At 31.4% G+C, this 25,226-nt stretch carries 29 protein-coding genes; 22 read left to right on the forward strand and 7 right to left on the reverse strand.

What is annotated here, in order from left to right; translation table 11 throughout:
- Positions 1-39: 39 nt before the first annotated feature.
- From ACTTBL_RS02260 to ACTTBL_RS02285, 6 genes are read left to right on the forward strand one after another with little or no spacing between them, the layout of a single operon-like run.
- Complete coding sequence (locus ACTTBL_RS02260; protein WP_440643427.1) at positions 40-1,281, forward strand: NAD(P)/FAD-dependent oxidoreductase; 1,242 nt, start codon at positions 40-42, stop codon at positions 1,279-1,281.
- Positions 1,282-2,184 (forward strand): DMT family transporter, encoded by a 903-nt coding sequence (locus tag ACTTBL_RS02265; RefSeq protein WP_440643428.1) that lies wholly within the window; start codon positions 1,282-1,284, stop codon positions 2,182-2,184.
- A complete protein-coding gene (locus ACTTBL_RS02270; protein WP_072090696.1) occupies positions 2,177-3,127 on the forward strand; it encodes a D-2-hydroxyacid dehydrogenase family protein in 951 nt (316 codons plus the stop codon). Before ACTTBL_RS02265 ends, ACTTBL_RS02270 begins: the two co-directional genes overlap by 8 nt.
- A gap of 2 nt (positions 3,128-3,129) precedes the next feature.
- The gene (locus ACTTBL_RS02275) at positions 3,130-4,029 is read left to right on the forward strand and encodes a histone deacetylase family protein (RefSeq protein WP_440643429.1); all 900 of its coding nucleotides are present in this window, start codon (positions 3,130-3,132) and stop codon (positions 4,027-4,029) included.
- Positions 4,026-4,400 (forward strand): peptide-methionine (R)-S-oxide reductase MsrB, encoded by a 375-nt coding sequence (gene msrB, locus ACTTBL_RS02280; protein ID WP_440643430.1) that lies wholly within the window; start codon positions 4,026-4,028, stop codon positions 4,398-4,400. The genes ACTTBL_RS02275 and msrB overlap by 4 nt, the downstream gene beginning before the upstream one ends.
- Before the next feature lie 5 nt (positions 4,401-4,405).
- The gene (locus ACTTBL_RS02285) at positions 4,406-5,638 is read left to right on the forward strand and encodes a YbiU family protein (RefSeq protein WP_440643431.1); all 1,233 of its coding nucleotides are present in this window, start codon (positions 4,406-4,408) and stop codon (positions 5,636-5,638) included.
- Here ACTTBL_RS02285 and grxC read toward each other — a convergent pair.
- The gene (gene grxC, locus ACTTBL_RS02290; RefSeq protein ID WP_440643432.1) at positions 5,635-5,892 is read right to left on the reverse strand and encodes a glutaredoxin 3; all 258 of its coding nucleotides are present in this window, start codon (positions 5,890-5,892) and stop codon (positions 5,635-5,637) included. The two genes, ACTTBL_RS02285 and grxC, sit on opposite strands and share 4 nt — an antisense overlap.
- A 3-nt stretch (positions 5,893-5,895) precedes the next feature.
- Positions 5,896-6,192 carry a TIGR03643 family protein gene (locus tag ACTTBL_RS02295; RefSeq protein WP_023854243.1) on the reverse strand — a complete coding sequence of 99 codons (297 nt, stop codon included), beginning with the start codon at positions 6,190-6,192 and terminating at the stop codon, positions 5,896-5,898.
- 117 nt (positions 6,193-6,309) lie between these two features.
- Here ACTTBL_RS02295 and ACTTBL_RS02300 point away from each other — a divergent pair, with 117 nt between their 5' ends.
- From ACTTBL_RS02300 to ACTTBL_RS02375, 16 genes are all read left to right on the forward strand, one after another.
- The gene (locus ACTTBL_RS02300) at positions 6,310-6,924 is read left to right on the forward strand and encodes a LysE family translocator (protein WP_075504616.1); all 615 of its coding nucleotides are present in this window, start codon (positions 6,310-6,312) and stop codon (positions 6,922-6,924) included.
- An 87-nt stretch (positions 6,925-7,011) separates the two neighbouring features.
- On the forward strand, positions 7,012-8,250 hold the full coding sequence (locus ACTTBL_RS02305; protein ID WP_440643433.1) for an amino acid ABC transporter substrate-binding protein: 1,239 nt from the start codon (positions 7,012-7,014) through the stop codon (positions 8,248-8,250).
- Between the two features lie 65 nt (positions 8,251-8,315).
- On the forward strand, positions 8,316-9,209 hold the full coding sequence (locus ACTTBL_RS02310; RefSeq protein WP_440643434.1) for a branched-chain amino acid ABC transporter permease: 894 nt from the start codon (positions 8,316-8,318) through the stop codon (positions 9,207-9,209).
- Positions 9,206-9,388 carry a hypothetical protein gene (locus ACTTBL_RS02315; RefSeq protein WP_440643435.1) on the forward strand — a complete coding sequence of 61 codons (183 nt, stop codon included), beginning with the start codon at positions 9,206-9,208 and terminating at the stop codon, positions 9,386-9,388. Before ACTTBL_RS02310 ends, ACTTBL_RS02315 begins: the two co-directional genes overlap by 4 nt.
- Entirely contained in the window at positions 9,375-10,427 is a 1,053-nt protein-coding gene (locus ACTTBL_RS02320) for a branched-chain amino acid ABC transporter permease (protein WP_440643436.1), read from the forward strand. The genes ACTTBL_RS02315 and ACTTBL_RS02320 overlap by 14 nt, the downstream gene beginning before the upstream one ends.
- A complete protein-coding gene (locus ACTTBL_RS02325; RefSeq protein WP_075504611.1) occupies positions 10,424-11,164 on the forward strand; it encodes an ABC transporter ATP-binding protein in 741 nt (246 codons plus the stop codon). Before ACTTBL_RS02320 ends, ACTTBL_RS02325 begins: the two co-directional genes overlap by 4 nt.
- Positions 11,164-11,949, forward strand: coding sequence for an ABC transporter ATP-binding protein (locus ACTTBL_RS02330; protein ID WP_440643437.1), 786 nt, complete (start codon positions 11,164-11,166; stop codon positions 11,947-11,949). The genes ACTTBL_RS02325 and ACTTBL_RS02330 overlap by 1 nt, the downstream gene beginning before the upstream one ends.
- Positions 11,949-12,653 carry an AzlC family ABC transporter permease gene (locus tag ACTTBL_RS02335; RefSeq protein WP_440643438.1) on the forward strand — a complete coding sequence of 235 codons (705 nt, stop codon included), beginning with the start codon at positions 11,949-11,951 and terminating at the stop codon, positions 12,651-12,653. Before ACTTBL_RS02330 ends, ACTTBL_RS02335 begins: the two co-directional genes overlap by 1 nt.
- Positions 12,643-12,966, forward strand: a complete 324-nt coding sequence (locus ACTTBL_RS02340) for an AzlD domain-containing protein (RefSeq protein ID WP_145596031.1) — start codon at positions 12,643-12,645, stop codon at positions 12,964-12,966. The genes ACTTBL_RS02335 and ACTTBL_RS02340 overlap by 11 nt, the downstream gene beginning before the upstream one ends.
- 40 nt (positions 12,967-13,006) lie before the next feature.
- Positions 13,007-13,918 (forward strand): glutarate dioxygenase GlaH, encoded by a 912-nt coding sequence (gene glaH, locus ACTTBL_RS02345; RefSeq protein WP_075504976.1) that lies wholly within the window; start codon positions 13,007-13,009, stop codon positions 13,916-13,918.
- Positions 13,919-13,950: 32 nt separating this feature from the next.
- On the forward strand, positions 13,951-14,718 hold the full coding sequence (locus tag ACTTBL_RS02350; RefSeq protein WP_440643439.1) for a pyrroline-5-carboxylate reductase: 768 nt from the start codon (positions 13,951-13,953) through the stop codon (positions 14,716-14,718).
- A gap of 5 nt (positions 14,719-14,723) precedes the next feature.
- Positions 14,724-15,512 carry an ABC transporter ATP-binding protein gene (locus ACTTBL_RS02355; protein ID WP_145596024.1) on the forward strand — a complete coding sequence of 263 codons (789 nt, stop codon included), beginning with the start codon at positions 14,724-14,726 and terminating at the stop codon, positions 15,510-15,512.
- A complete protein-coding gene (locus ACTTBL_RS02360; RefSeq protein ID WP_440643440.1) occupies positions 15,512-16,219 on the forward strand; it encodes an ABC transporter ATP-binding protein in 708 nt (235 codons plus the stop codon). The genes ACTTBL_RS02355 and ACTTBL_RS02360 overlap by 1 nt, the downstream gene beginning before the upstream one ends.
- 1 nt (position 16,220) lies before the next feature.
- Positions 16,221-17,231 (forward strand): branched-chain amino acid ABC transporter permease, encoded by a 1,011-nt coding sequence (locus tag ACTTBL_RS02365; protein ID WP_075504972.1) that lies wholly within the window; start codon positions 16,221-16,223, stop codon positions 17,229-17,231.
- Positions 17,232-17,266: 35 nt separating this feature from the next.
- Positions 17,267-18,598 carry a branched-chain amino acid ABC transporter permease gene (locus ACTTBL_RS02370; RefSeq protein ID WP_440643495.1) on the forward strand — a complete coding sequence of 444 codons (1,332 nt, stop codon included), beginning with the start codon at positions 17,267-17,269 and terminating at the stop codon, positions 18,596-18,598.
- A 76-nt stretch (positions 18,599-18,674) separates the two neighbouring features.
- Positions 18,675-19,844 (forward strand): MFS transporter, encoded by a 1,170-nt coding sequence (locus tag ACTTBL_RS02375; RefSeq protein WP_440643441.1) that lies wholly within the window; start codon positions 18,675-18,677, stop codon positions 19,842-19,844.
- A gap of 32 nt (positions 19,845-19,876) precedes the next feature.
- On the opposite strand, the gene ACTTBL_RS02380 is transcribed toward ACTTBL_RS02375, so the two are convergent.
- The 5 genes from ACTTBL_RS02380 to ACTTBL_RS02400 all read right to left on the reverse strand — a co-directional run bounded on the left by ACTTBL_RS02380 (position 19,877) and on the right by ACTTBL_RS02400 (position 25,195).
- Positions 19,877-21,067 (reverse strand): ABC transporter substrate-binding protein, encoded by a 1,191-nt coding sequence (locus tag ACTTBL_RS02380; RefSeq protein ID WP_440643442.1) that lies wholly within the window; start codon positions 21,065-21,067, stop codon positions 19,877-19,879.
- Between the two features lie 110 nt (positions 21,068-21,177).
- Positions 21,178-22,659: an aldehyde dehydrogenase gene (locus tag ACTTBL_RS02385; protein WP_440643443.1), complete on the reverse strand. Its 1,482-nt coding sequence runs from the start codon at positions 22,657-22,659 to the stop codon at positions 21,178-21,180.
- Positions 22,652-23,437, reverse strand: coding sequence for an alpha/beta fold hydrolase (locus tag ACTTBL_RS02390; RefSeq protein ID WP_440643444.1), 786 nt, complete (start codon positions 23,435-23,437; stop codon positions 22,652-22,654). The genes ACTTBL_RS02385 and ACTTBL_RS02390 overlap by 8 nt, the downstream gene beginning before the upstream one ends.
- A gap of 3 nt (positions 23,438-23,440) precedes the next feature.
- Positions 23,441-24,025: an amino acid synthesis family protein gene (locus tag ACTTBL_RS02395; RefSeq protein ID WP_440643445.1), complete on the reverse strand. Its 585-nt coding sequence runs from the start codon at positions 24,023-24,025 to the stop codon at positions 23,441-23,443.
- 3 nt (positions 24,026-24,028) lie between these two features.
- Entirely contained in the window at positions 24,029-25,195 is a 1,167-nt protein-coding gene (locus tag ACTTBL_RS02400; RefSeq protein WP_440643446.1) for an LLM class flavin-dependent oxidoreductase, read from the reverse strand.
- Positions 25,196-25,226: the final 31 nt, after the last annotated feature.

Here is a 25,226-nt window from a genome sequence, read left to right on the forward strand (position 1 = left end):
TCACTCTGATAAATTAATTTTTACTTGTATAACAATTTCATGAATAAAAATCTTAAAGTAGGAATAGTTGGAGCAGGAATTCAAGGTGTATCTAATGCTTTGTTTCTTCAAAAAAAAGGTTTCAATGTAACTATTTTTGACAGAGACAACCCAGGTAGCCAAGCCGCCTCTTATGGTAATGCAGGTCACTTTTCACCTTATGCGTCTCTTTCTTTAAATAGAACCGACGTTCTAGCAGACGTGCCTGCAATGTTGCTTAGTTCCTCAGGTCCACTTGCTTTAAAATGGAATTATGTTCCTAAAATGATTCCATGGTTTGTAAAATTTATAATGAATACTACTAAAACTAAGATGATGCATACTGCTAAAAATATGCACCAAATTTTAGATCTAGCTTTACCTGCATATGATGAATTATTTGAAGAGATAGACCTAGAAGGTTTGGTTGAAAACAAAGGAATTCTTTATATCTGGAATGATAAAGATTTAAAAAGTAGAGAATTAGAAATTAAAGTTAGAGATGAACTAGGTGTTGAACAACAATTGGTCACTAAAGCAGAAATACACGATCTTGAACCACATATTAAACCATTTTACCATGCAGGCGTTTATTATCCTTATGCGAGACATGCAAGAAATCCGAAAAGAATTCTTTTAAAACTATTTGATTTATTTTTGCAAAAAGGTGGAAAATTTAACAAAGTAAATATAAAAGATATTAATTTTGATGAAGAAAAACCAGTTTTTAAAACTGAAACTCAAAGTTACGTTTTTGATAAAGCAGTAATAGCGTGTGGTGCTTTTTCAAAAAAATTAACAGATAATCTTGGTGAAAAAATACCTTTAGATACAGAGCGTGGATATCATGTTCATTTTAAAAATTGTGACCATTTATTAAGCAGACCTGTGATATTTTCTAACCGTGGATTTGGAATTACACCAATGGAACAAGGTTTAAGAGTTGTTGGAACTGTAGAATTTGGCGGATTAGATAATCCATTATCTAAATCAAGAGTTAAAAATTTGATAAATAATGCAAAATATATGCTTGGTGATTTACCCGAGCATGAGGATGAATGGTTAGGATTTAGACCAACTTTACCAGATTTTTTACCTGTTATGGGACCATCAAAAAATCATAAAAATATTTATTATTGTTTTGGGCATCATCATTTAGGATGGACTTTAGGTCCAATTTCTGGAAAGATTGTTTCAGGGATGATAGCGAACGAAAATACAAATTTAGATTTAAAACCTTATAGTTCGCTTAGATTTAGTTAAGTGACTAAAGATAATAATTTTTTAGCCTATTTATATCTATTTTTAACTGTAACTTTCTGGGCAGGAAATTTTGTAGTAGGTAAACTTGCAAGTTTTTATGAAGTTCCACCTTTTTCACTAAATTTTTACCGATGGCTTTTTGCTTGGTTGATTTTAGCACCTTTTACAATTCCTGAAATATTAGAGAAAAGAAACTATATAATTAAAAACTATAAGATTTTCATTGTTTTGGGAGTTACTAGTATTACAATATTTAATTCAATTGTTTATTACTCATTAAATTTTACTCAGGTGATTAGTGGAGTTTTAATGATTTCAACGATACCTGTGATGATCATGTTATTTTCTTCAATTTTAAAAATTGAAAAGACAAATATTTTTCAAATTATAGGGGTAGTATTTTCTTTTGCTGGTGTAATTATGATTATTACAAAAGCAAATTTGGAAATATTAAAAAATTTAGATTTCAATAAAGGTGATATTACCATGGTGATAGCAATGTTCTCATGGGCTTTATATTCTACATTGTTAAAAGGAAAAAAATATGAATTAACTCAAATATCATTACTTCAAGTAGTAATTACATTTGGTTTAATATTTTTGATACCAGTTTATTTTATTGAATATCAAATTGGATTTAGAATTAACTTAGAATTACCATTTATTTTAATTCTATCTTATGTAGTTTTGTTTCCAGGTTTGGCATCTTTTATTTTATGGATAAAAGGAATATCTATGATTGGTGCTAATCGATCTGGTGTTTTTTTACACCTAATGCCAATTTTGAGCGCAATAATGGCGATGATTTTTTTTAGTGAAAAATTTATGTTTTATCATATTTTAGGCGCTTGTTTTATTATTACAGGAATATTGTTATCAAATAAGAAAGTTAAAAATGCTTAAAGTTGCTATATTAGATGATTATCAAAATGTTGCTCAACAATTTGTAGATTTAGAAAAACTGTCTGGGAAATATGAATTTAAGATTTTTAGCGAACCTTTTTTAGACGAAGCAGACGCAATTGATCAGTTAGCTGATTTTGAAGCTTTGTTAATAATGAGAGAAAGAACTCCAATTACAAAAAATTTAATTGATAATTTAAATGATTTAAAGTTTGTAATCACAAGTGGATTACGTAATAGATCTATTGATTTAGAGGCCGCTAAGAAAAGAAAAATTATAGTTTGTGGAACAGATATAAATATCAACCCAACGCCTGAATTAACTTGGGCATTAATTCTTGGCTTGGCAAGAAACTTTAAAGAAGAGTTCGATAATATGTATCAAGGATATTGGCAAACAACTATAGGGGTAGAATTAAAGGGAAAAATTTTAGGTTTAATTGGATTAGGCAGGGTAGGCAGTGAAGTCGCTAAAATTGGAAAGGCTTTCGGTATGCAAGTAATGGCTTGGAGTGAAAATCTTAACTTAGATAAGTGTAAAGAATTAGACGTACTACCTTGCAGTAAAGAAGATTTAATTACAAATTCTGATGTTCTTTCAATTCATGTTCAAGGAGGTGAAAGATATAAAGACTGCATTACTTTAAAAGAATTAGATAAAATGAAAAAAACAGCTTTTTTGATAAATACGTCTCGTGGACCTATTGTAAATGAGGATGATTTAATTATCGCTTTATCAACTAATGTAATTGCTGGTGCAGGAATTGATGTATATGAAAAAGAGCCTTTACCTGAAAATAATAAGCTTAGATTTTTACCAAATGCATTGCTCACTCCTCACATTGGTTATGTTACAGCTGAAAATTATAGTATTTTTTATAATCAAATGATTGAAGGATTAGAGGCTTGTGTAAATGGAAAGCCTATCAGAGTTCTAGAGTAAAAATGGAACTACCTGTTGTTAATCACGAGGATTATTTTGCTAAAATTGGTGATGATCACAAATTTCCAATAAATAAATTTGGTGAACTTGCAAAATACTTAATCCAAAATAAAATAGTAAAAAAATTTCACAAACCATCACCTTGCTCATTTGAAACATTAAGCTACGCACATGCCAAAAATTATATTTCAGACATTAAAAATAAAACTTTAAGTAAAGAGGGAATAAAAAAAATTGGATTTCCACTTGTTGATAGTGTTGTTCAAAGATCGTTAGTTGCTACAGGCGGCACTGTTTTAGCATCTAAACTTGCAATCAATTATGGCATATCATGTAATACTGCTGGAGGTAGCCACCACGCAAGTTATGATGGAGGAGCGGGCTATTGTGTATTTAATGATGTTGCAGTTGCGTCACATTACTTACTTAATAGAGGTCTTGCTAATAAAATTTTAATTGTTGATTTAGATGTTCATCAAGGAAATGGTAATTCAGAAATTTTTAAAGATAATAGAAGTGTATTTACATTCAGTATGCATTCTAAAACTAACTATCCAGCAAAAAAATCAAATAGTGATTTAGATGTGGAGCTCGAGGATAATTTAGAGGATGATGTTTATATCAAAACACTTAAACATTATTTAAATGAGTTAAATCAAGAAAATTTTGATTTCATTTTTTACATAGCTGGTGTCGATATTCATTTTAACGACAGATTAGGGAAATTAAAAATTTCTGATGAGGGTATTAAATTAAGAGATGAGCTAGTAGTAGAAAACTTTTTTTCTAGACGAATACCATTTTGTGGGGTTTTGGGCGGTGGTTATAATAAAGATTTTAAAAAACTTGTTGAATTACATTCAATGTTACATCAATCTTGTGCTAAATATATAGGATCATGACAAAAAAAATAAATCCAAATTTAACTGCTGAGCAAAAATTAATTTTATTCGAGGAAGGTACTGAGCGTGCTGGATCAAGTGAACTTAATCATGAAAAAAGGGAAGGAAGTTTTCATTGCGCAAACTGTGGTGAAAAATTATTTGATTCAAAAACAAAATATGAGAGTGGATCAGGCTGGCCTTCTTTTTATGAATCTTTACCAGACGTATTTGAAACAAAAACAGATCACCACATAGGTTATGAAAGAACCGAATATCATTGTAAAAAATGTGGAGGCCATCATGGGCATATATTCGATGATGGACCTGATCCTACAGGAAAACGATTTTGTAACAATGGGGCATGTTTAGTTTTTAAACCTAAGAGCTAAATATAATGTTCGAAAATATTGATATTAAAAAAGTCAAAGAGGAACTCAGAAATCACTCAAAAAATTATAGAGAAAATTTTGCTAAAATTGAAAAATTTATAGAAGCTGAAATACAAGAAATACTAAATTTCAAAAAAAACAATAAATCCATAATTCCAGAAATTAGTATTAATGAAATAGATCTAAACAAAACAAGAGTAATAGAAGATATAAAAAAAAGAGGGTGTGTAATAATCCGAGATGTTTTTGAAGACAAATTTATTGAAAATTTAAATCTTCAATTAGAAAAGTATATTGACGAAAATAATTATTATGAAGATCAAAAGAAGAAAGCTGATCTAGATAAATATTTTAGTGACCTTAAATCAGGCAAACCTCAAATATTCGGTCTTTATTGGTCCAAAGCACAAATAGAAATTAGACATTCAGAGCAAATGGCTAAAGTAAAAAAATGGCTAAATAATCTTTGGGTTTATAAAAATGAAGAATATGAGGTTTTTGATCCTAATAAAGAGTTATCTTATGCAGATAGAGTTAGAAGAAGAGAGCCAGGTGATGATACTTTGGGTCTTTCTCCTCATTGCGATGCCGGATCTATTGAAAGATGGACTGATAGTCATTATCAAAAAATTTATAGAGATATATTTTCTGACAACTTTGAAAAATATAATCCATTTGAAGCAAAATATAGAGATAAAACAATAGAGTTTGAGTCTCCTGCAGTTGCACATGTTTTTAGAACTTTTCAAGGTTGGACAGCTTTAACAGAACAAGGTCCTAACGATGGAACTTTACAATTAATACCAATTGCTAAAGCAATGACATATATTTTAACAAGAGCATTGCAAGATGATGTTCCTGAAAATGAATTGTGTGGATCAAAACTTGGTAGAGCATTATCTGTAAATAAAGATTATCATTCATTACTTTTAAAAGGTTTGGTTTCAATTCCAAAAATGAAACCAGGGGACACAGTTTGGTGGCATCCAGATGTTGTTCATGCCGTTGAAGACAAACATTCAGGAAAAAATTATTCTAATGTTGTTTACGTTGGTGCAACACCTTATTGTAAAAAAAATCTTGATTATACAATAAAACAATCAAAAAAATTTCTAGAAGGTAAAAGCCCACCAGATTTTTCTGCTGAAGATTATGAAATAAATTATAAAGGAAGAGTTAAGTTAGAAGATTTAAGTTTATTAGCAAAGAAACAGTTAGCTTTAGAGGAATGGAGTTAATTGTTTAAAAGATCTTGAAGTTTATTTTCTTTTTCTAAAGCTCTAACCTCATCATAACCACCAATATGTTGGTCATCAAAAAAAATTTGTGGAATAGTTCTTTTGCCATTAGCTTTTTTAATCATTTCATCCATTGCACCATCTATTTTTGAAATATCAATTTCATTATAGGGAGCATTATTTCTAGCCAATAATCTTTTTGCTGCCTCACAATAATTACATAGTGGGCCTGTATACATCGTAATTTTTTTCATGAACTATAGATAGTCACCTTTTTTAATTTTACTAGCTATTTCTTTTCTAGAATATTCAAATTTTTTTCGATGTTTTATACTTTTTTGATTTACTCTTTTTCTCCATAACCTGAAAGAGGATGGTTTTAGAGATCTTCGCATAATTTTAATTACATCAGATTCTTTCTTCCCAGTTTTTTTTTCGATTTCCTCAAAAGTGATCCTATCTGCCCAGGCTGCCCAAATGATCCAATCGGGATCGTCCATTTTGGGCTCTGGGTTTTTGACTCTAGTAACTGGTCTGTGACCTTTTTTTTTCATAAATCCTTTATATTTGAAAAAAAAATTTAATGCATTTTTTTTAGCCTCTGATATTATGTATCAGATAGTCCTTCTTAGCCATCTTTAGCTCCCGGTTTTTAAGGACTATCTTTTTTTATGCTCCCCTTAGATTTCATACTTTATCTACAGATAATAATTTTTTTATTCATTACACCTGGAACTCCTAGAGTTGTGATTATCTCTTATTCAATGAATTATGGGGTGGGAAAATGTGTTTGGTCGGCATTAGGGGATGTAACAGCAAACTTTATTCAAGCAACATTAGTAATATTTGTAATAGGATCTTTTTTTTCTGAGAACTCAACAATATTAAATATATTTAAATGGATAGGAGTAATTTATATTTTATATCTTGCTTACGATATTTATAAATCACGTCCAAAAACTATTTCAAGTGAAGGAGATATAAAAAAAAGTAACTTATCTTTCTTTAGAGATGGTTTCTTAGTGGCCGGAACAAGTCCAAAAGCTTGGATGTTTTTTCCTTTTATATTTCCCCAATTTATTGACTTTAATTCAAATTTATTGGCACAATTTGTAATTTTAATTACAACTTACATTGTTTTAGACTTTTTATCTTTGATTGGTTACGCAATGCTTGCACAGAAATTAATTAAGTGGATCACTGCAAACCCAAAAACAATTAATACAATTTCTGCGAGTGTTTTAGTAATTATTGCTGGAATAATTGTTATAACTCAACAATATTAAATCATTTTTGGTCTTTATTGCTACTTGCATTAAATAAAATTTCTTTATTTAATAATTACATAATTAATTAATTAAAGAGGAAATAAAATGAGATTAAATAAAATAATTTTAAGTTTTGTTTCTGCATTAGTAATTTTATTTTCAACTTCTGTTGCATCTTTTGCAAAAGTAGTTGGTGACAAAATTATTTTAGGTGCTGCGATTTCCTTAACTGGTAAATACTCATCTAATGGTGTTCATACTCAAAATGGTTACAACATGGCCGTTGATAGAATTAACAGCATGGGTGGTGTTAAAGTTGGTGGAAAGACTTATAAGTTTGATATTATTTATTACGATGATGAGTCAAACCCTAAGAGAGCTGCACAGCTTGCAGAAAGATTAATATCACAAGATGGTGTTGAGTTTATGCTTGGCCCTTACAGTTCTGGTTTAACTAAAGCGATTGCGCCAGTGACTGAAAAATATGGTGTTCCAATGGTTGAAGCAAATGGTGCATCTAGATCTTTGTTTACAAAAGGTTACAAATATCTATTTGCTGTATTAGCTCCAGCTAACCTATATCTTGATGTTGCTATCGAAACAGCGGTTGAGTTAAATGGTGGAAAACCAGTAAGAATTGCTCAAGCGTTTGAACAAGATGCTTTTTCACAGGACGTTAGATTAGGTATTTTAGATGCTGCAGAAAGAACTGGTTCTAAAATCATAATCGACGATAAATTGCCTAAAGAGCTAAATGATATGGCTGCTACTTTGGTTAAAGTAAAACAAATGAAACCAGATGTACTTGTTGTATCAGGTCACACAAAAGGTGCGTTAACTGCGATCAGACAAATTGCTGAAATGAAAGTTGATGTTCCAATGCTAGCTATGACACACTGTGATGCAGCTAAGCTATCTAAACAGCATGGTAAAAATTCACAGTATGCACTTTGTGCTTCTCAATGGCACAAGTCACTAACTTATAAAGATGATTTCTTTAAAGATGGTATGACTTATGCTGCAGACTTTGAGAAAGAGTTTGGATATGATCCACCTTACCAATCTGCTGAATCTTCAGCTGCTTTATTGGTATTCAAAGATGCATTTGAAAGAGCAAATTCTTTTGATCAAAAGAAAGTAAGAGATGCTCTTGCAGCTACAAATATGCAAACATTCTATGGAAATATTAAATTTGCACCTGGTGGTCAGAACGTTGACAAGCCAATGGTACTTTTCCAAGTAATGTGTGATGACGCTGGTAAGTGTGAAAACAAAGTTGTTGCTCCATTAAAATGGGCATCAGCTAAGTTAATTCATCCAGTGCCAAAGTGGTCAGAAAGATAAAATAAAATATTAAAGCCCCCTAGTCATAGGGGGCTTTTTTTTATATAAACCAAAAAATATTTTTTATGGATTTTCTTGTATTTCAATACCCAATGATAACTGTTCAAGCTTGTTTGGATGGTATTTTGCTAGGTGTTTTGTTTGCATTGATTGCATATGGAATGGCACTTCAATGGGGAGTGATGAATATAATTAACATTGCACAAGGAGATCTTGTTATTTTAGGAGGATACATTGCATACTTCATGTATCTGTACGGTATTCATCCAGCATGGGGAGTAGTTGTTGCTCCAGTTATAATGTATTTTGTTGGTATAGCGATTTACAAACTCGTTATTAATAAAGTAGTAGATAGAGATCTATTTATCTCTATTTTAGCGACTTTTGGAATAAGTATTCTTTTCATGCAATTAATGAACTTTGCATTCGGTGCAGATGTTGTACTTGCAAACTCTGGTTACGGAACAACTATGTTGTTTGATAACAACGTTGTGTTGCCTAATTCAAAAATATTTTCAGCTTTTATAAGTATTTTGTTTGCAGTTTGTTTAGTAATTTACATGAAAAGATCTAAGCTTGGCCGAGCTATTAGAGCTACAGCTCAAAATGCAAGAGCTGCAAAGATTTTAGGGGTTGATACAGAAAAAGTTTATGCTGCAACATTTGGAATAAATGCTGCTCTTTGTGGTGTTGCTGGAGCATTAATTTCAATAACATTTACTATTCATCCTTATATGGGTTTACCATATACGATTAGATCTTTTATGATTGTGATTGTTGCAGGATTAGGAAACTTGCCCGGTGTTGCAATGTCAGGAATGGGATTAGGAGTTTTTGAAGAGTTTGCAGATTATATATTGGGTACAGAATTTAGAATTGGTTCAGTGTTTTTATTATTGGTTTTAATTCTAGTTTACAGAAGATTTAAACTTTCTAGAAAAAGAGAGTATTTAAAATGAGAAAAGTTAAAATTAATGATAACGAGGGGAAATCTATTGAAGTTGATATAGATGAATTTAAAAAGCATTTAGATGAATATCATTCATCAGGGTCAAGTGTTCATGATGAAGATGGCCATTATTTTACAGTAGATGAAAATTTCAGGGATAAAATTAATAACTTATATGAACAAAAATAATTTAATATTATACATAGGTATACTAATTTTTGGTTTAGCTGCTCCTTTTGTATTTCCAGCATTTAAAGTTCAATTATCAATTCTTTGTATATTGATTGTTCTTGCGATCACTTGGAATATTCAAGGGGGCGAAATGGGATATAACACTTTTGGAAATATATTATTTTATGGACTAGGAATGTATTTATGCGCCTCGGTTCAAGTTGGAATGTTTTTTCCATTAGCTGAATGGACCGAAAGTGGTGGTGAAAAAACATTTGTTCATACTCCAGCTCAATTTTTTCAAGGTATGGCTATGGGACTTGTCGTTGCTGCCGTGGTACCAACAATTGTTGCTGGCTTAATTGGATATGCAATTTTAGGATTAAGAGGTCACTATTTTGCTATTTGTACTCTAGGATTAGGTGTTGCTGCAGGTGAAATTTCCGGTGGAATTGAAATTATTGGAGCAGGTCAAGGTTTTACTACTCCCCCTTTTCCTAATGTAGGAAGTTTGGAAGCTAGAGGTGAATTTTTTTATTTTTTAAGTTTCTTAGTTTTGATCTTAACTTTTCTTGCTGTCAAAGCAATTTACTCTACAAGATTTAAATTAATTTTGAATGCTATAAGAGATAACGAAGATAAAGCAGAGGCGATGGGAATAGAGACTATGAAATATAAAATTATTGGTTGGATGATATCTGCTTTCTTCTGTGGTTTAGCAGGAGGTATTATGGGTGGTTTAGTTGGATACATAGACTCAACTGATGTTGCATTTGATGGAAGAGAAATGGGAGTGTTTATGGTTCTAATGGCTATATTAGGCGGTAAAGGAACTTTATGGGGACCAGTTATTGGAGCAACTGTATTTCATATATTTAAAGAAGGTTTTTGGACATTCTTCTTAGGTTGGCAGTATGTAGCTCTAGGAGTTTTGATTGTTGTAATTGTAATTTATTTCCCAGAAGGAATTATGGGGTGGCTAAGAGAAAAATATCCAGAACGATTTGGAGAAGTAGTTGATGAAGCAGACCGAAAGGCACAGGTAGAAATAAAATGAGTATTCTTGAAGTAAATAACGTTAGTAAATCTTTTGGAGGAGTAAAAGCTAATGTTGATATTTCTATGTCGGTTGAAAAAGGAAAAATAGTGGGATTAATCGGTCCGAATGGATCTGGAAAAACAACATTATTTAATTCTATTGTTGGAACTTATCCTATAGATCAAGGATCAATTAAATTTAATGGTAAGGAAGTATCTGAACTTCCAGTCCCAGTTATAGCTAAACTTGGTTTATTAAGAACTTTTCAACAAACAAGAATTTATGGAAAATTAAATTGTATAGATAACATGCTTATCAGTCATAAAGGTAGCGACGAAAGTGTATTAAAATTATTTTCAAAGATCCCACAGGAATTAACTGAAAAAGCAGAAAATTTATTAAATTTTGTTGGACTATATCAAAAAAGAAAATTAAGAGCTGGAGACTTATCTTTTGGACAACAAAAGCTTCTTGAGCTTGCTATGGCATTAATGAATGAGCCAGAAATGCTTTTGTTAGATGAACCTACTGCAGGAATTAATCCTACTTTGATCAATGGAATTATAGATAGATTAATAAAAGTAAATCAAGACTTTGGAATTACTCTTTTAGTTATCGAGCACAACATGAGAGTAATAATGCAATTAGCAGAGAATATTTTTTGTTTAGCTCACGGTAAAATGTTAGCTAATGGTTCGCCTGATGAAATTAAAAATGATAAGCGTGTTATCGATGCTTATTTAGGAGCTCAATAATGTCCAATCAATATGAAGTTTTAGGTAAAGCTCCAACACCAGAAGATTTAAAAAAACTTTCTCCAAATGAAATTCATTTAACAATTAAAAATTTAAGTGCTGGTTATGGAAAAATGGAAATTTTGCACAACTTTGATTTATTTATAAACAAAGCACAATCACTATGTTTAATTGGCCCAAATGGAGCAGGTAAATCTACAATTCTTCATTCAATTTATGGTTTTACAAATATTTTTTCAGGTCAAATAGAAATAGATGGAAAAGAAATTACTAATCTTACTCCAGCTGAAAAACTAAAGTCAGTTGGTATCGCATATATTTTACAAGATAATTCAGTTTTTCCAGACATGACAGTCGAAGAAAACTTATTAATGGGTGGATATATTAAAGATAAAACAGAAGAATCATTTCAAGAAGCAGAAAGAATTTTAGAAAAATATGAAAGATTAAGAAATAGAAGAAACCAACCTGCAAAAGTGCTATCTGGCGGTGAAAGAAGATTATTAGAAATATCTAGAGCTTTAGTTATGAAACCATCAGTATTATTGGTAGACGAACCTTCAATTGGTTTAGAACCAAGATACATTGATATGGTGTTTGAAATTTTAAGAGATCTTCAACAGAATGAAAAGAAAACTATAATTCTAGTTGAGCAAAATGCCAAAAAAGGTTTAGAGTTTGCAGATATAGGATACGTTCTGGTATCAGGACAAACTGCAATCGCCGGCAAAGGAGATGAGTTATTACAAAATCCAGATGTTGGCAGACTATTCCTTGGCGGTTAATGATTAATAAAAAAATTTTCTTTAAAGGATATAAATCAATTTTAGCATATGACAGTCCTGCAATTGCTTTGGGTTGTTGTTTTATTGCAATTGGTGCACTTCTTAAAAATTTAGGATTTAATATTCAGGAAAGTATTTTTTCAACAATGTTGACTTATGCTTTGCCAGGATCTTTAGTTATGGCAGAGTCTTTATTAGTTGGAGCATCACTCTTAAATATTTTTTTAGCAGTTTGGTTTGTAAATGCTCGTTTATATCCAATGGCTGTATCTTTATTTCCATTAATGATGCATAAAAACCAACCAAAATGGAAATATTACTTTTCCTGTCATTTTATAGCTGTATCCGCTTGGTTGATTATGAAAAGTAATTACAAATCAATTCCTAAAGAACAAAGAATTGATTATTGGATAGGAATAGGAAGTGCCACTTGGAGTGTTGCTGTCTTAGGTACATTTCTTGGTTTTTATTTTTCAGAATTTCTAAATAAAGAAATAATGATGGGTTTAGCAATTTTAAATCCTATTTATTTTTTATGCATGATGGTTGGAGCATCTAAAACAATTCAAATTACACTTTCAGTGATGTTAGGTTCAATATTAGGACCAATTTTTTATTTTTTTTCACCAGAGTGGTCAATTTTATTAGGAGGTGTAGTAGGTGGAACAGCAGCTTATCTAATTGGAGAAATAAATGTCAGTTAGTGTAGTTTATGCAATTTTGGTTACTTCACTTGCGACTTTTTTATCAAGGTTTCTTGGAGCTGTAAGTTCTCAAGGAATAAAAGAAACTTCAAAAATTTTTAAATGGTTTAATTGTTTAGCCTATGCAACTTTAGCTGCTTTGATAGCAAGAACAATCATTTTTCCTGTAGGAGTTTTAAATGAAGCAGGATATTTATTAAGACTTACTGTTGTTATCTTGTCCCTGGCAGTGTTTTTTGTTTCAAAAAAAAATTATGTATATCCAACAATTTTTTCTGCAGTCTGCATGGCTGTATTAGCAAGTTATTTTTAAATAAAATTGATTTATTATTTAAGTTAACCTAAAATTTCTTATGGAAAAAATATCTGGCATAGATGTGCAGGAGCACGAAAAATCAAAAAGAATTTTGAATATTAGATTAAAAGACGAAATAATTGAAAAACTAATTTTCCCCTTTAATAAATTTGATTTAACTGCATTAGAACTAAAACCATTTACAAGATTTACTATTGCTAAGAGTTTAGATGATTTAACAGGAAATAAACTAAGCAAGTTAATGAATTCCATTATAAGAGACAGATCTACAGGTTGCTTCATTATTGGCCCGAGTAATATTTCTTCGAAAATCAATGATAAATTTTTAGTCAAATTGTCTACAGCTGTTGCATACTTAATTGGCATTCCCAATCATGACTCTATGGCAGGAAAATATTATGCAAGGTTTCATGTAAAACATGAGGATGCAAGCGACTCATACTTAAGAAAAGCATACAGAAATATGGATCTTCATACTGATGGTACTTATGTAAAAGAGGTAACTGATTGGTTAGTAATGACTAAGTTAGAAGAAAAAAATGTTGAAGGTGGAGAAACGGCCATGCTTCATTTAGATGATTGGGAGCATTGTCATGAATTATCAAATGATCCAGTTGGTAAACAAAATTTTATTTGGGGATCTCCAAAAAGTAAAAATGTAGATTACAAAGTTGAACATCCAGTATTTTCATCAGATGAAAAAGGTAGACCACAAATTTCTTATATTGATCAATTTCCAGAACCAAAAAATATGGATCAAGGAAATTTTCTGCAAAGGTTATCGGATGCGTTGGAGGAAAGTAAAAATAAAGTAATAACAAAACTACCCGTAGGTTGTTCTATAATTGCAAATAATTACTTTTGGCTTCATGGTAGAAAGCCATTTAAAGAAAATAAGGAATTAAGCAGAGAATTGTTACGAATAAGAGGATCTTTTTTTGTTAATTAATTCAATATAATCAATATAAAGTATCCAAAATTATGAATTTAGGTTTTATTGGTACAGGTAAAATTGCTTCTTCAGTTATTACTGGAATATGTAAATCAAAAATTTCTTATAAAAAAATTATAATCTCTCCAAGAAATAAAAAAATAGCACAGGGTTTAAAAAGAAAGTTTAAAAAAATTGTAATAGCCAAAAATAATCAGCAAATTGTAGATCAGTGTAATTGGGTATTTTTATCTGTGACACCGACCGTTGGTGAAAAAATTATTAAAGATTTAAAGTTTAAATCCAATCAAACTGTTGTGAGTTTCATTTCTACTATAACTTTGTCTCAATTAAAGAAAGCAATTAAAGTAAAAGCAAAAATTGTACGAGCAATACCTTTGCCTCCAATTTCATTAAAAAAAGGTCCTGTACCTATTTGTCCTCCCAATCCAAAAGTAAAAGCATTTTTTAATAATTTGGGAACAACTGTAGAAATTAAAAATGAAAAATCTTCAATAAATTTTTGGTCAACATCTGGAATGATGGCACCATTTTATGAGGTGTTAAGAGTTATGACTGATTGGCTGGTAAAAAGAGGGGTAAAAAGAAATAATGCTCAAAAATACATAACATCTTTATTTTTGGCTTTATCTCAAGATGCAGTCGTAAATTCAAAAGAAAATTTAAAAAATTTAGTTAAAGAATCTCAAACGCCTAGAGGACTAAATGAACAGGGTGTTAAAGAATTAACCAAAGCTGGATTTTATAAATCTCTAGAAAGAACTTTAAATAGTATTCACAAAAGACTAAACAAATAAATCAAATGTCTGAAAATATTTTAGAGATTAATAATTTAAGTAAATATTTTGGTGGATTAGCTGCTGTTTCAGATTGTTCAATTAAAGTTAAAAGAGGAACAATCACAGGTATAATCGGACCTAATGGATCTGGCAAAACAACTTTATTTAATTTAATTGCAGGAAACTTAAAATCTTCAGGAGGAAGCGTAACTTTTGACGATGAAAATATTACTGATGTTCCTTCCTATGAATTATTTTCTAAAGGATTATTAAGAACTTTTCAAATTGCTCATGAGTTTTCAAATTTATCTGTTCTAGAAAACTTAATGATGGTTCCAGGAAATCAATCAGGCGAAAAGCTAATGACAGCATTATTTAAACCAGGTTTAGTTGCAGAGGAAGAAGCCGCAGTTAAAGAAAAAGCAAAAGAAGTTGTTGAATTTTTAAACCTTGGACATCTTTCTAATGAACTCGCAGGAAATCTTTCAGGTGGTCAAAAAAAATTATTAGAACTTGGAAGAACAATGATGGTGGATGCTAAATTAGTATTATTAGATGAGGTGGGGGCTGGTGTTAATAGAACTTTGCTTAAAGATCTTGGAACCGCAATAGAAAAACTTAATAAAGAAAAAGGTTATACTTTTTGTATGATCGAACATGATATGGATTTTATTGGAAGATTATGTGACCCAGTGATTGTAATGGCTGAAGGATCGGTTTTATTTGAAGGAACAGTTGAAGAAGCAAAAAAAGATGAAAAGGTTATTGAGAGTTATCTTGGAAGAGGATCAAAATTAAAGGATACAAACTAATGGCTTATTTTGAAGGAATAAAAATGACAGGTGGTTATGGAAATGGTCCAGACATTATTAGTTCGTGTTCTGTAAACGTTAATAAAGGAGAAATAGTTTCTATTTTAGGCCCTAATGGCGCTGGTAAATCAACTGCCATGAAAGCAATGTTGGGTTTATTAAATTTAAAATCTGGATCAGTTATGATTGATGGTAAAGATATTTCAAAATTATCACCACAAGACAGAGTTAAAGAAGGAATTTCTTTCGTACCTCAAACAAAAAATGTTTTTGCAGGAATGACTGTTGAGGAAAATTTAGAAATGGGTGCATTTCTTATGAAGGATGAAATTCAGAACATTATTGAAGAAATCTATGAATTGTTTCCGATTTTAAGAGAGAAAAGAAATCAAATGGTTGGAGAACTTTCAGGAGGACAAAGACAACAAGTTGCTCTTGGTCGAGCTTTGATGATTAAGCCTACTGTTTTAATGTTAGATGAGCCAACTGCAGGTGTATCACCAATTGTGATGGACGAATTATTTGATCATATTGTAAAAGTAAAAAGGACAAACGTTGCTATCTTAATGGTAGAACAAAATGCAAAACAAGCCTTAAGCATTTCAGATAGAGGCTATGTGCTAGTGACTGGAGAAAATCGTTATTCAGGAACTGGAAAAGAATTATTAGACGATCCAAGAGTAAGAAGCTCTTTTTTGGGAGGGTAATATGGATTTTGTAAATGCAATAATTCTTTTATTAAATTATATTTTCATTCCTGCATTAACTTATGGTTCTCAGTTAGCGCTGGGGGCAATATTTGTAACACTTATTTATGGAATTTTACGATTTGCGAATTTTGCAACTGGAGACATGATGTCTTTTGGAACCATGGCAACGATTTTATTTACATGGTACTTTCAATCTTTAGGTGTTTCTTTAGGTGTTTTACCTACTGCTTTATTAGCTATCCCATTTGGAATTATTTTGATGATTCTATATATGCTTTTAATAGATAAATTTGTCTTCAAATATTATAGACATCAGAAAAGCCCTCCAGTTCAGTTTGCAATGGTAAGTATTGGTGTCATGTTTGTAACACAAGCAGTGGTAAGAATTATTATTGGACCTAGTGACAGAAGATTTTTTGATGGAGAAAAATTTATTATTAAAGCTCGTGAATTTAAAGAGATGACAGGTTTAAATGAAGGTCTTGCATTAAAGTCAACTCAAGTAATAACTATTTTTGTAACTATAGTTTTAGTTTCTTTATTATTTTGGTTTTTAAATAGAACAAAAACTGGAAAGAGTATGAAAGCTTATTCGGATAATGAAGATCTTGCATTACTATCAGGTATTGATCCAAAAAAAATAGTTTTAGTGACTTGGGTAATTGCAGGAATTTTAGCTACTATAGGTGGTGTATTGTATGGTTTAGACAAAAGTTTCAAACCATTTACTTATTTTAACAATATGCTTCCTATCTTTGCTGCTGCAATAGTCGGTGGAATTGGAAATCCTTTTGGAGCTTTTTTAGGAGGATACGTTATAGCTTTTTCTGAAATTTTATTAACTTATGCTTATAAAAAATTCTTTATGTATATTTTACCTGAAAGTATGGAACCAAATAGTTTAGTTCAACTACTGTCTACAGATTACAAGTTTGCAGTCTCGTTCTCAATCCTGGTAATAGTTTTAATTTACAGGCCTTCAGGAATATTTAAGGGGAAAGTATTGTGAGAAAAAATTTAAATGTAATAGCAGCTTATAGTATCATGATGGTACTTATTCTTATGGTTGGGATATTTCAATCATGGAATATAGCTTTATCAATATTTAATCTGTGTTTGATTTCCGCGGTAATGACGATGGGTGCAAATATTCAGTGGGGATACGCAGGTTTAATTAATTTTGGAATTATGGGGTATACAGCTTTAGGTGGTTTAGCTGCTGTATTGATATCAGTAGACCCTGTTCAAGAAGCTTGGAGAGCAGGAGGTTTTGATATTTTAATGTGTTTATGGCTTATCATTGTAATGGTTCTAGTTATTAGATTTATTTTGAAAAATTTTGAAAAATCAAAATTAAGAACCTATAGTATTGCAGCTCTCATTATAACAGGGATTATAATTATTAGAGTAACCGCAGAGCCAGGTATTGAAAAAATTGAAGCTGTAAATCCTGCAACAACAGGTTTTCTTGGAGGATTTGGTTTACCAATAATTTTTTCATGGATAGTTGGAGCTCTTTTTGCGGGTGGGTTAGCATTTATAGTGGGAAAAGTTGCTCTTGGTCTTAGAGCTGATTATTTAGCTATTGCAACACTTCTTATTTCAGAAATCGTTATTGCAATTATTAAACACGAGGACTGGCTCACAAGAGGTGTGAAAAACGTTATTGGATTAAAAAGACCGGCACCGTATGAGGTAGATCTTCAAACAACAGATTGGTTTATAAGCTTAGTTGAAAAGTTTAATTCAGGAAAATTAAGTGTAATTGATAATTTGGCTGATCGACAAGCTGCTTTAAACCAACTTGTAATTGAAGGCTCATCAGTATTTGTAAAACTATGTTACTCAGGATTATTCTTAGTAGTAGTTATTATTCTTTTAATTTTAACTCAAAAAGCTCTTTATTCTCCTTGGGGAAGAATGATGAGAGCAATAAGAGATAATGAGGAAGCTGCAAATGCAATGGGGAAAAATGTTGTTAAACAACACTTGTTAATTTTTGTTTTAGGCTCAGCTATCGTTGGAATTGCGGGCGCAATGCTTGTTACACAAGACGGCCTATTTACTCCAGGAAGCTATAGACCTATGAGATATACTTTCTTAATTTGGGTAATGGTAATTGTAGGAGGAAGTGGAAATAATTTTGGAGCAATTTTAGGTGGTTTCGTTGTATGGTTTTTATGGATTGAAGCTGCACCAATATCAATGTTTTTAATTAATTTCTTTACTGCAGGTATTCCTGAAACAAATGCAATTAAAGCTCATTTAATTGAAAGCGTTCCTTATTTTAGATTTTTACTGATGGGATTAGGATTGTTGTTTATAATGAGGTATCGACCTAAAGGTATACTTCCAGAAAAAATAGAAATAAAGTAAACATAATGAAATATATTATATTAGGCGCTGCTGCAGCTTGGGCTTTGTATATGGCTGACAAGTATTTATTCTTTTAATGAATAAAAATCTTTCGTTACTTATTTTAAGCCAGATTTTCGCTTTTACAGCTGCACCAGTCACTGTTTTTTTAAGTGGTATAATTGGTTCGAAATTTACTCCAATAAAATCTTTAGCAACTCTTCCAATGGCTTTGTCGGTTGTTGGAATTGCGTTGTTCGCTTTTTTTGCTGCAAAGCTTATGAGTTTGATTGGTCGAAAATTAGGATTTATTTATGCATCAATAGGTACATGTTTTGCATCTCTTTTAACTGCGTACTCTATAATAATAGAAAGCTTTGTCTTATATAATTTAGGATGCTTTTTAATTGGCGGAGGAATAGCTTTCAGTCATCAATACCGTTTTGCAGCAGTCGAGGTTGTAAATAAGGATTATGCACCAAAAGCAATTTCTATCATTTTATTAGCAGGAATAGGTTCAGCGTTTATTGGTCCAAATATTGCAAACATTTCGAAAGGATTTATTTCAGATCATATGTATGCAGGTTCTTATCTTGCTCTTGCAGTATTATCTATTTCATCAACAGTATTTTTATTTTTTTTTCAAGAACCTAAAAAGACATCAAATAATCAATATAAAACTGGAAGAAGTTTTTTAGAACTTATGTCACAACCAAGATTTCTACAGGCACTTGTAGCTTCAGCTTTTGCCTATGCTGTAATGACTTTTTTAATGACAGCCACACCCATAAGTATGCACTTGATGGAGAAAATAAGTTTGTCCAGGACTGGATTTGTTATTCAGCTTCATATAGCAGCCATGTTTTTACCTTCACTAGTTACTGGAAATTTAATTAAAAGGTTTGGTCATAGTAAAATTATGTATATGGGAGTTTTATTATTTTTAGTCACAATTATTACCAGTTTATTTGAACAAAACTTTATTAATTATTTGATTGCTCTTATTTTTCTAGGTCTAGGATGGAATTTTTTGTTTATTTCAGGAACGAGCTTACTTGTTTTGTGTTACAGAGAAGAGGAAAAATTTAGAGCTCAAGGGTATAATGATTTTATCGTTTACACTATTCAAGCAGCAGCGAGTTTGTCTGCTGGGGTTTTTCTAAACTTAACTAGCTGGAAAACTATGAATTTAATATGTTTGATTTTTCTAATTATAATAGCTCTTTCTACTATAAGAGCTGATTTAAAAAAAAACCCCAGTAATTAAATTACTGGGGTTTTTTGAATTAAGATAAAAAATTATCTTTGTTTTTTAGTTTTGAATTTTCCGCCTTTAACTTCTTGTTCTAAGAAAGAACCTTCAGCTTCACCAACTTCAGTAAAAGTTACTCCAGTAGCACCTTCGTAATTAATCTTTTTACCTTTTGCTAGTAAATCTAAACCTTTCTTAAGTTCACCTGGATAAATTTTAGTTCCAGGAGCATTAGCAACATCCATTACATTTTTTGCAATAGATGCTCTGTCAGCAGAGTTACCTGCTTGCATTGCAAGAACGATTAAAGCAGCTGCGTCGTAAGATTCACCTGTGTAAGGACCAGAAGCTTCTACACCTCCAGCTTTTGCAACTTCAGCAAATATACCTGCACCTTTACCAGTAGAACCTGGTAATGATCCAAATGATTTGCTTAAATCTTTTCCAAATGCATCAACTAAAGATTGACCAATCATACCATCTGATAAAATAAATCTATCAAATGCACCAGAGTCTAAAGAAGCTTGAATAATTCCTTTTCCTCCTTGGTCAAGGTAACCAATAACTGCTACAGCATCACCACCAGCAGAAGCAAGAGTTGCTACTTCAGATGAGTAATCTGCTTTTCCATCTTCGTGAGCAGTTACAGTTGTAACTTTAATACCATGAGCTTCAACTGCTGCTTTGTAAACATCAGCTAAACCTTTACCATAGTCATTGTTAGTATAAGTGATTGCAACACTTTTTACTTTTCTATCTTTAGTTATATCAGCTAAAATTTGACCACCTCTAGCATCTGAAGGAGCAGTTCTAAAGAAATATCCTTTATCATCTAGAGTTGTTAATCCTGGAGAAGTAGCTGAAGGTGAAATCATTACTACACCATTTGGTACAGCAACATTAGTTGCAATAGCACCAGTTACACCTGAACAGTCTGCTCCCATAATCGCAGCCACACCACCTGAAATTAAACCTTCAGCTGCAGCTGTTGCCGCTGCTGAGTCAACACAAGTTGAGTCTGCTCTTACTGGCTCAATTTTTTTTCCACCTAATAGAGAACCTGAATCAGAAGCTTCTTTAAATGCAAGCTCTGCAGATGCAGCCATAGCTGGAGTTAGAGATTCAATAGGACCAGTGAATCCTAAAATGATCCCCATTTTAATCGAATGTCCGTCTGCCATTACATTTGAACCAAAACTTGATACAAACATAAATACAGCGATAAATAGTTTTCTCATTATCTTCCTCTTTATTGTTAACAATTTATAAAAACCAATTTAAGTATGAATACAATCAATATTCAATGACAAAATTATCCTATTTTAGATAGCTTAATTGATGTTGGGAGTTATCTTATAGAGAAGGGGTCTAGAGAAGGTTCATCTGATGTATAGAACCAAGTTGTTTTTACTCTTGTGTAGTCTTTAATTGAGTCAATTCCTGCTTCTTTTCCATATCCACTATCCTTGATACCTCCAAATGGAGCTGAAGGAGAAATTAATCTATAAGTATTTACAAATGTTATTCCTGCTCGGATGGCATTAGACACTCTCATTCCTCTTGCAAGATCACTAGTATATACACCTGAAGATAGACCATATTGATTATCATTCATTAATTCTATTACTTCTTTTTCAGTATCAAATTTCATGACCGATAATACAGGACCGAAAAGTTCATTCTCAGCAGCTGGTAAATTATGATTTTCACATTCAATAATTGTTGGAGGAAAATAATAACCTTCATTTGAAAATGGATGTCTTTTACCACCACATTTAATTTTTCCACCTTGTTCAACTGTTAATTTAATATTTTTTTCTATTACTTCTAATTGTTTAAAGTTGCTTAAGGGACCCATTTCAGTACCAGAGTCCATTGGTGCACCTATATTTATTTTTTCTGCTCTTGATGCTAATTTATCTAAAAATTCATTATAAATTCCTTTTTGTAAGTACAACCTTGAACCTGCTATACAACTTTGACCACTTGCTCCAAATATTCCAGCAGTGATTCCATTAATTGCATTTTCTTGTTTAGCATCATCAAAAACAGCTACAGGACTTTTTCCACCTAATTCTAAACTTACTTCAGATAAATTTTCTGCAGAGTTTCTAATAATATGTCTTGCAGTTTCTGGACCTCCTGTAAAAGCTACTTTCTCAACTAAGTTGTGAGTAGTTAAAGCTTTACCACATGGATCTCCAAAACCAGAAACTACATTTACTACGCCTTTTGGTATTCCAGTTTCTTCAACTAACTTTGCAAACTCAAACATAGTTGCTGGCGCTAATTCAGAACATTTAATTACAACCGTATTTCCCATAGCTAAAGCAGGAGCAACTTTTGTTGCAGTTAAAAACATTTGAGAATTCCAGGGAATGATAGCTGCAATAACACCTATTGGAATTCTTGTTGTGATTGCTTGGATATTTGGTTTATCTATTGGAAGAACTGTTCCTTCAACTTTGTCAGCTAAACCTGCGTAGTAATCATAATATTCTGCAATATATTTTGCTTGTTGATAAGTTTCTCTATACAGTTTGCCTGTATCAATCGTTTCAATCTTTCCTAATAATTCAGAATTTTCTCTGAGCTTATTTCCAATCGCTCTTAAATATTTTGCTCTATCTCTTGCAAGCATTTTTGGCCATTCACCTTCAAAAGCTTTTTGTGCAGCTTTTACAGCTCTATCAACATCATTTGCACTAGCTTCAGGAACCACAGCCCAAGGCTTATTATTTTCTGGATTTAAAGTTTCAAAAGTTTTTTTTGTATCAGAGTCTACCCACTGACCATCTATAAACATTTGATATTTTTTTAATTCAGGCATTATTTATATGTTTCATTATTGCATTATTTACTTCATCTGCATATTCAATAGTGCATAAATGTTTTCCATTTTTAATTTCAACATATTTTGAATTTTGTATATCTTTATTTAAATTTTTTGACATATTAGGCGTAGATCCTGGATCATCTGATCCTGTTATAATTAAGGTATTAGTTTTAATATTTTTTATGTTTTCAAGATTGTCCTCATAGTTTGCAAATACTTCATAAGCCTTAATAAAATTTTCTTGATCAATTCCCTTCTTATTTAGAATTTTCATAAACTCATCGTATAATTCAGGGTTTTGCTCAAGGTACTCATTTGAAAACCATCTCTTCATTGCCATTTGAGATATTGGCATATTTTTTTTTGCTAAATTTACTCTATCAATTACATTTTGTCTTTCTTCAGCCGTCCGTTGATATGTAGTGGATATTAGAGTTATAGAATTTAAATAATTTTCATATTTTGAGGCGAATTCAATTGCAATTAAAGATCCGATAGAAAAGCCAATTAAATTAAATTTCTCTATCTTTAGGTTGTTTACTAAATTTGACAATTGGTCAGTAAAATTTTCCATTGATAAATTTGGCTCTTTAAAGGGTGTTTTTCCATGCCCTAACAGATCGTAAGTTATAAATGAACTGTCTTTAAAAAATTCAATTTGTGGTTTCCACATTTGCTGATTTAAACCAACACCATGAATAAAAATTATTGGTAAAGAATTCTTGTTATTAAAATAATAATGATTTTGATCTGTATCAAAATTATAAGACATCAATTAGTTATCAATGCCCATCTCTTTCATGTCTTGATATCTATCACCTGTTCTTGCATGAGCTCGTCCAGTTGGAGCACCTCCAATTGCAACAACTATTTCATCCTCATTTGGTGCATCATGAATTGTAAATTCGTGCGTAAGATAAAAAGGTCTTAATCCAGCATCAGTTTTGTGCATCATTGGAATTGAAATTTTTGCACCTGCAGGACCTCTAGTATTTGTAAAGCTTAAATAGGAAGTACCACCAACGGCATCTCTAAATTTATTTCCAAATCTTAAAGTATGAATAAATGCAGATGCGTGTTCTATCTCACCATTTAATCCAACCATAGCAGCTTTTCCATAAGCTAAAATTTTTTCACCTGATCCAATTTCTTTTGTTAACTCTGGCACTAAAAGATCACCTAATTGAGGTGCAAGATCTAATATTTCAGGTTTTAAATCTTCTACAAAACCTTTTCCAGCCCAAGGATTTTCTATAACAGCTGCAACCGAAACTAACAGAACAGGTTCTTTAGCTTTTTTTCCACCTTCAATAAAAGTTTTATCAACAAATTTTGCAAATTTTCTAAGTTTTAAATCCATTTACTAACTAGCTCTTTGAATGTTTGTGTCTATCGGTTTTATATTTGGAATTACTTCTTCTGTAAATAATTTGATGCTTCTCATACAATCTTCGTGTTTAATACCTGGAAAGTTAGACCAGACTTGTAAATTTTGAAGATTTAATTCTTGTTGAAGTTCTTTTATTTTTTCAATTACAAACTCAGGTGTTCCAAACAATAGATTTCTTTTATGAAGAAATTCATAATTTAATAAATCTAGTTTATTTTTTGTCTCTGGTAATTTTTCATCTGGATCCATATGATTTCCCAATCCTCTCCAATGACAAACCCATCTCATATAATTTACAATATGTTCTCCAGCCATTTTTTCAGCCTCTTCCATAGTTTCTGCAACAAACATATCTCTAACCAAACTAATACCTTCCCCTAGTGGTACATCTCTATTTTCAGCTTTAGATTTTGCATCTTTATAAATTTCAAATCTTTTTTTCAAAGCTTTTACAGTTGGTATCCACATAATTGTATTAAGCCCATTTTCTGCTGCCCACTGAATTGATCTTTCTCCATCAACTACTTGAGAAATTGGTGGAAAAGGTTTTTGATAAGGTTTTGGTAATACAGATATTTGTTTTAATTCATTTGTTTTTAAATCGACAACATTTTCTTTTGGAGGACTCATATCGTGTTGCCAAATAAAATTAGGAGATGGATAGGTATAAAATTCTCCTTGATGAGAAAAGAAGTCTTCAGACCATGCTTTTTTCATTATGTCTAATGTTTCTGAAAATAGTCTAAAATTTTTTGCTTGGTCTTTTAAGTCAGCTTCTTTATTCATGTTGATTGCTTCTCTACCATAAACTCCTCTACCAATACCCACTTCAACTCTCCCTTTTGACATTTGGTCGAGTGTTGCAATATCTTCTGCAAGTCTTATGGGATTGTGAAATGTAATTACGTTACACGCTTGTCCTAAACGAATATTTTTAGTTCTTGCAGCAGCATCAGTGCACATCATTAGTGGATTGGTGCACGACTCCATTCCCTCATGATTAAAATGATGTTCGGTATACCAAATAGAATTCCAATTATTTTGATCACAATATTCAGTGATCTCTCTAGCTTCATCTAAAAGTTGGGTATAAGGTTTTTTATCCCAATTAGTAGTGTTACAAAAATATCCAAAGTTCATAAAGCCTCCTTTAAAAATTAATTTAAAGACG

Origin of the sequence: Candidatus Pelagibacter sp. HIMB123 (assembly GCF_052048195.1) — a bacterium.
Lineage (GTDB): Bacteria > Pseudomonadota > Alphaproteobacteria > Pelagibacterales > Pelagibacteraceae > Pelagibacter.

Bases quoted from the DNA above. Each gene is read 5' to 3' on its own strand.
- ACTTBL_RS02300 (WP_075504616.1), top strand. From the start codon at position 6,310: ATGCTCCCCTTAGATTTCATACTTTATCTACAGATAATAATTTTTTTA.
- ACTTBL_RS02380 (WP_440643442.1), bottom strand. From the start codon at position 21,067: ATGAGAAAACTATTTATCGCTGTATTTATGTTTGTATCAAGTTTTGGT.
- ACTTBL_RS02315 (WP_440643435.1), top strand. From the start codon at position 9,206: ATGAGAAAAGTTAAAATTAATGATAACGAGGGGAAATCTATTGAAGTT.
- ACTTBL_RS02325 (WP_075504611.1), top strand. From the start codon at position 10,424: ATGAGTATTCTTGAAGTAAATAACGTTAGTAAATCTTTTGGAGGAGTA.
- ACTTBL_RS02395 (WP_440643445.1), bottom strand. From the start codon at position 24,025: ATGGATTTAAAACTTAGAAAATTTGCAAAATTTGTTGATAAAACTTTT.
- ACTTBL_RS02375 (WP_440643441.1), top strand. From the start codon at position 18,675: ATGAATAAAAATCTTTCGTTACTTATTTTAAGCCAGATTTTCGCTTTT.
- ACTTBL_RS02370 (WP_440643495.1), top strand. From the start codon at position 17,267: ATGATGGTACTTATTCTTATGGTTGGGATATTTCAATCATGGAATATA.
- ACTTBL_RS02390 (WP_440643444.1), bottom strand. From the start codon at position 23,437: ATGTCTTATAATTTTGATACAGATCAAAATCATTATTATTTTAATAAC.
- ACTTBL_RS02330 (WP_440643437.1), top strand. From the start codon at position 11,164: ATGTCCAATCAATATGAAGTTTTAGGTAAAGCTCCAACACCAGAAGAT.
- ACTTBL_RS02400 (WP_440643446.1), bottom strand. From the start codon at position 25,195: ATGAACTTTGGATATTTTTGTAACACTACTAATTGGGATAAAAAACCT.
- ACTTBL_RS02260 (WP_440643427.1), top strand. From the start codon at position 40: ATGAATAAAAATCTTAAAGTAGGAATAGTTGGAGCAGGAATTCAAGGT.
- ACTTBL_RS02340 (WP_145596031.1), top strand. From the start codon at position 12,643: ATGTCAGTTAGTGTAGTTTATGCAATTTTGGTTACTTCACTTGCGACT.
- ACTTBL_RS02320 (WP_440643436.1), top strand. From the start codon at position 9,375: ATGAACAAAAATAATTTAATATTATACATAGGTATACTAATTTTTGGT.
- ACTTBL_RS02310 (WP_440643434.1), top strand. From the start codon at position 8,316: ATGGATTTTCTTGTATTTCAATACCCAATGATAACTGTTCAAGCTTGT.
- ACTTBL_RS02295 (WP_023854243.1), bottom strand. From the start codon at position 6,192: ATGAAAAAAAAAGGTCACAGACCAGTTACTAGAGTCAAAAACCCAGAG.
- ACTTBL_RS02365 (WP_075504972.1), top strand. From the start codon at position 16,221: ATGGATTTTGTAAATGCAATAATTCTTTTATTAAATTATATTTTCATT.
- msrB (WP_440643430.1), top strand. From the start codon at position 4,026: ATGACAAAAAAAATAAATCCAAATTTAACTGCTGAGCAAAAATTAATT.
- ACTTBL_RS02355 (WP_145596024.1), top strand. From the start codon at position 14,724: ATGTCTGAAAATATTTTAGAGATTAATAATTTAAGTAAATATTTTGGT.
- ACTTBL_RS02360 (WP_440643440.1), top strand. From the start codon at position 15,512: ATGGCTTATTTTGAAGGAATAAAAATGACAGGTGGTTATGGAAATGGT.
- grxC (WP_440643432.1), bottom strand. From the start codon at position 5,892: ATGAAAAAAATTACGATGTATACAGGCCCACTATGTAATTATTGTGAG.
- ACTTBL_RS02335 (WP_440643438.1), top strand. From the start codon at position 11,949: ATGATTAATAAAAAAATTTTCTTTAAAGGATATAAATCAATTTTAGCA.
- ACTTBL_RS02285 (WP_440643431.1), top strand. From the start codon at position 4,406: ATGTTCGAAAATATTGATATTAAAAAAGTCAAAGAGGAACTCAGAAAT.
- ACTTBL_RS02270 (WP_072090696.1), top strand. From the start codon at position 2,177: ATGCTTAAAGTTGCTATATTAGATGATTATCAAAATGTTGCTCAACAA.
- ACTTBL_RS02350 (WP_440643439.1), top strand. From the start codon at position 13,951: ATGAATTTAGGTTTTATTGGTACAGGTAAAATTGCTTCTTCAGTTATT.
- glaH (WP_075504976.1), top strand. From the start codon at position 13,007: ATGGAAAAAATATCTGGCATAGATGTGCAGGAGCACGAAAAATCAAAA.
- ACTTBL_RS02385 (WP_440643443.1), bottom strand. From the start codon at position 22,659: ATGCCTGAATTAAAAAAATATCAAATGTTTATAGATGGTCAGTGGGTA.
- ACTTBL_RS02305 (WP_440643433.1), top strand. From the start codon at position 7,012: ATGAGATTAAATAAAATAATTTTAAGTTTTGTTTCTGCATTAGTAATT.
- ACTTBL_RS02275 (WP_440643429.1), top strand. From the start codon at position 3,130: ATGGAACTACCTGTTGTTAATCACGAGGATTATTTTGCTAAAATTGGT.